The 4,492-nt window shown below is 68.2% G+C and carries 4 protein-coding genes, 1 tRNA gene and 1 other RNA gene; 3 read left to right on the plus strand and 3 right to left on the minus strand.

Features of this window, described 5'->3' with window-relative positions; genetic code table 11:
- The 3 genes from ACRDU5_RS19300 to ACRDU5_RS19310 form a co-directional block, all read right to left on the minus strand.
- On the minus strand, nucleotides 1–738 hold a 738-nt coding region (locus ACRDU5_RS19300), incomplete at its 3' end, for a S1C family serine protease (protein WP_526616383.1).
- 69 nt (nucleotides 739–807) lie between these two features.
- Nucleotides 808–1,581 carry a lipid uptake coordinator LucA gene (lucA, locus tag ACRDU5_RS19305; protein WP_526616384.1) on the minus strand — a complete coding sequence of 258 codons (774 nt, stop codon included), beginning with the start codon at nucleotides 1,579–1,581 and terminating at the stop codon, nucleotides 808–810.
- Between the two features lie 73 nt (nucleotides 1,582–1,654).
- Nucleotides 1,655–1,740: transfer RNA gene (locus ACRDU5_RS19310), tRNA-Ser, on the minus strand.
- 67 nt (nucleotides 1,741–1,807) lie between these two features.
- Here ACRDU5_RS19310 and ffs point away from each other — a divergent pair.
- The 3 genes from ffs to ACRDU5_RS19325 all read left to right on the plus strand — a co-directional run.
- An RNA gene (ffs, locus tag ACRDU5_RS19315) (signal recognition particle sRNA small type) lies at nucleotides 1,808–1,904 on the plus strand.
- 41 nt (nucleotides 1,905–1,945) lie between these two features.
- Nucleotides 1,946–3,229: an aspartate aminotransferase type Ic gene (locus ACRDU5_RS19320; protein WP_526616385.1), complete on the plus strand. Its 1,284-nt coding sequence runs from the start codon at nucleotides 1,946–1,948 to the stop codon at nucleotides 3,227–3,229.
- 39 nt (nucleotides 3,230–3,268) lie between these two features.
- On the plus strand, nucleotides 3,269–4,492 hold a 1,224-nt coding region (locus ACRDU5_RS19325), incomplete at its 3' end, for a DNA polymerase III subunits gamma/tau (RefSeq protein ID WP_526616387.1).

Consider the following 4,492-nt stretch of genomic DNA (forward strand, 5'->3'; position numbering starts at 1 on the left):
GATGTGCACCGAGTCAGACGGCACGCGGGACCGTATCTGGTTGGCGATGGCCAGCGCCCGGTTGATCGGTATTGCGAAGCCCTCGCCGCCGGGGTCGAAGCGGTAGTTCACGGTGGCTGCCGTGGTCACGCCGATGACCTGTCCGGCGCCGTTCACCAGCGGGCCACCCGAGTCGCCCGCTCGGACGTTGGCGGCGACCTCGATCAGCCCGGTCAGTTCGTCGGAGGCGCCGGTCAATGCGTCCTTGGCGTCGATGGTCTGGTTCAGGTTCGTCACGTTGCCGGCCTCGTGGGTCGGCGGGCTGCCGAGTCCGCCGGCGTTGCCGATAGCGACGACCGGGTCGCCGACCGCCACCTGGTCCGAGTTGCCCAGCGGCGCGGTCGGCAGGTCCGCGGCGCCACGGAGCTGCACCAGGGCGATGTCGTGTCCGCGGTCGTAGCCGATCAGGTCGACCGGAAAGTTGCGGCCGGTGCCGGCGTTATGGCCGGTGATGACGTCGGCGCCCTGCACGACGTGGTAATTGGTCAGCACCTCGCCGCCCGGACTGAGCACGATGCCGGCGCCCATTCCGAACGCGTTCTGGTAGTCGATCGTCGTGTCGATCTGGACGACGGCTGGCTGCACTGGGGCGACGGCGTCGACCGGAGCCGCTGCGGCAACCGCCGGGTGGATGGGTGCCACCAGCGCCACGACCGCGGCAAGCGCGATCAAGGGGCGATGCGGGTGAAAACGGCGCATGTGGTGCCTTTCGGCGGGAAACGGGATCTCATTACATCCTGGCAGAGATGTTCCCCTGTCGATGAGGCGCTAATCCTCGACGGCGACACCGCCGCGCGAGCGCCTGCGCCGGCGCCACGAGGATGTTTTGCCGGCTGGCCGGCGGTTGCCTAGTCCACCACCGGTGGTATCGGCCTCCTCGCCGTCCTCGGACGCCTCCTCGTCGGTGGATGCGGTTTCGTCGGCCGCGTCGTCCGCGACGGTGACCTCGGCGGGTTCCTCTTCGGACTCGGCGGGCGCTTCGGTTTCCGACGGCTCTTCGCCCTCGTCAGAGGTTTCCTCGCCGGCGGTCTCTTCCTCGGTCTCGGCTGCCTCTTCGGCCTTGCGGCGGCCGCGGCGACGCTTCTTCGTCTTGGGCTTCAGCGGCTTCGGCGGAGGCGGCGGCAATTCGGCCACAAACGCCAGGTAGAACGCGAAGATCCCGAGCAGGGCAATCGCTGCGGCGGCGCCGTAGATGCCGAACAGCCACCGCCCGGCGCTGTCCAGATCAAGCCAGATCTCGCTGACCGCGGTCCCGATGATCAGCAGCCCGCTCAGCGCATGCAGCGCGATCGATGCCGTTCGCAGGTTCAGCGCCATCTGCGGGGTGCCGAACTCCGGCCTGCGGGTGCGCAACAGCGTGAACACCACCGGCAGCGCCGCCAGCCCGATCAGTGCGCCGGTGCCGATCCGCAGGGCGGTGCCCAGCGTCGGGGAGATGTCGCCGAGCAGCTCCGGCCAGCGCGGCAGGACGAAAAAGAAGTACAAGACGCCGGCACCGATCGAGAACGACGCGTGCCAAATCACCGCAACTTTGCGGCCCATACTCCTCCTCAGATTTTCTGGGCCAAGGTGCGATCAGGGATGAATACCCACCGGTCGCACCCCGGGCCGAGTGCGGAGGATGCGGGATTTGAACCCGCGAGGGCTGTTAACCCAACCCGCGTTCCAGGCGAGCGCCATAGGCCACTAGGCGAATCCTCCGCGGGCCATGGTAACCGACCTCCAAAATGCGCCCGTCGAGTCGTTCGTCGACCGCGTATTACACTCGCGATGGACCCCGCGCGGCGTCTATCCTGTGAACTCCCCCAGGGCCGGAAGGCAGCAAGGGTCAATGGGCTCTGGCGGGTGCGCGGGGTCCCCCTTCTCACCTGATTGAGGTCCACGGCTCGACGGCGAAAGGCGCATGGTGTCGTTTCAGTCCCTCGGCCGTCAGGAACTGCAGGCCCAGCACGGGTTGCAGCAGGCCAATTACGCCGACCTGCAGGCCAAGCAGCTCCACCTCGATCTGACCCGCGGCAAGCCGTCACCGGCGCAGCTCGACCTGTCCAAAGCGCTGCTGAGCCTGCCCGGCGACAACTACCGCGACGGTGAGGGCACCGACACCCGCAACTACGGCGGCCTGCATGGGCTGCCCGAACTACGGGCCATCTTCTCCGAGCTGCTCGGGATCCCGGTGCCCAACCTGATCGCGGGCAACAACGCCAGCCTCGAACTGATGCACGACGTGGTGGTCTACTCGCTGCTGCACGGTGGGGTGGACTCGACGCGGCCTTGGATAAAGGAGCAGGACGAGTCCGGTATCAAGTTCCTGTGTCCGGTGCCCGGCTACGACCGGCACTTCGCGATCACCGAGAGCCTCGGCGTCGAGATGATCAACATCCCGATGCGCGAGGACGGTCCCGACGTCGATCTGATCGAGGAGCTCGTCGCCGCCGACCCGGCCATCAAGGGGATGTGGTGCGTGCCGGTGTTCTCCAACCCGACCGGCGTCACCTTCTCCTGGGAAACGGTCCGTCGGCTCGTCCAGATGCGCACGGCCGCATCCGATTTCCGGTTGTTTTGGGACAACGCCTACGCGGTGCACACGCTCACCCACGACTCGGTTCGACAGATCGACGTGCTGGGCCTGGCCGCCGCCGCGGGCAACCAGAACCGGCCGCTGGTGTTCGCCTCGACGTCAAAGATCACCTTCGCCGGCGCCGGTGTCAGCTTCTTCGGCGGATCGCTGGCCAACATCGCCTGGTATCTGCAGTACGCCGGTAAGAAGTCGATCGGCCCGGACAAGGTCAACCAGCTGCGCCACCTGCGGTTTTTCGGCGACGCCGACGGGGTGCGCCTGCAGATGCAGCGCCACCAGCAGCTGCTGGCCCCGAAGTTCGCGCTGGTCCAGGAAATCCTCACCGACCGGCTCGACGACTCCAAGATCGCATCATGGACCAACCCAAAGGGTGGCTACTTCGTCAACCTCGACGTGTGGCCGGGTACCGCACGCCGCACCGTATCGCTGGCGAAGGACGCGGGCATCGCCGTCACCGAGGCGGGCGCCTCGTTCCCTTATCGAAAAGACCCGGAAGACAAGAACATTCGCATCGCTCCGACGTTCCCTGCGCTGCCCGACCTGCGCGAGGCGATCGACGGCCTGGCCACCTGCGCGCTGGTGGCGGCCACCGAGGCCCTGCTGAAGGACTGAGGTGTTCACTAGTCGGACCACGTCGGTAGCCTGCTGAGCGTGGCGCTCTACCGCAAGTACCGACCCGCGACCTTCGCCGACGTGGTTGGGCAGGAGCACGTCACCGAGCCGCTGTCCACCGCGCTGGCGGCCGGGCGGATCAACCACGCGTATCTGTTCTCCGGGCCGCGGGGCTGCGGTAAGACGTCGTCGGCGCGGATCCTGGCCCGGTCGTTGAACTGCGCGGAGGGTCCGACGGCGACACCGTGCGACGTGTGCGACTCGTGCGTGGCGCTGGCGCCCAACGGACCGGGCAGCGTCGACGTCATCGAACTGGACGCCGCCAGCCACGGCGGTGTGGACGACACCCGCGAGCTGCGTGACCGGGCCTTCTACGCCCCGGCGCAGTCGCGGTATCGCATCTTCATCATCGACGAAGCGCACATGGTCACCACGGCCGGTTTCAACGCGCTGCTGAAGATCGTCGAGGAGCCGCCCGAACACCTCATCTTCGTGTTCGCCACCACCGAACCCGAGAAGGTGCTGCCGACCATCCGCTCGCGCACCCATCATTACCCGTTCCGGCTGCTCGCGCCGCGCACCATGCGGGCGTTGCTGGAACGGATTTGTACCCAGGAAGACGTCGCGATCGACGACGCGGTGTATCCGCTGGTGATCCGGGCCGGCGGCGGCTCGCCCCGGGACACCCTCTCGGTGCTCGACCAGCTGCTGGCCGGTGCGGAGGGCAATCGCGTCAGCTATCCGCGGGCGTTGGCGCTGCTGGGTGCCACCGATGTGGCGTTGATCGACGACGCCGTCGACGCGCTGGCCGCAGGCGATGCCACGGCGCTGTTCGGCGCCGTCGAGGCGGTGATCGACGCCGGCCACGACCCGCGGCGGTTCGCCACGGATCTGCTGGAGCGCTTCCGCGACCTGATCGTGCTGCAGGCGGTGCCCGACGCCGGCGCCCGCGGCGTGGTGGATGCGCCCGGCGATGTGCTGGACCGCATGCGCGACCAGGCGACGCGCATCGGCTCGGCGACGCTCACCCGCTACGCCGAGGTTGTGCACGCCGGTCTCGGTGAGATGCGCGGGGCCACCGCGCCGCGGCTGCTGCTCGAGGTGGTATGCGCACGGCTGCTACTGCCGTCGGCGAGCGACACGGAATCGGCTCTGCTGCAACGGGTCGAGCGCATCGAGACCCGGCTGGACATGTCGCTCCCCGCCGACGACGCCGCGGTGGCCGCACCGGCCACCAAGCCCAGGCAGTACACCCGCAAGGCC

The organism is Mycobacterium sp. (assembly GCF_050701515.1).
Taxonomy (GTDB): domain Bacteria; phylum Actinomycetota; class Actinomycetes; order Mycobacteriales; family Mycobacteriaceae; genus Mycobacterium.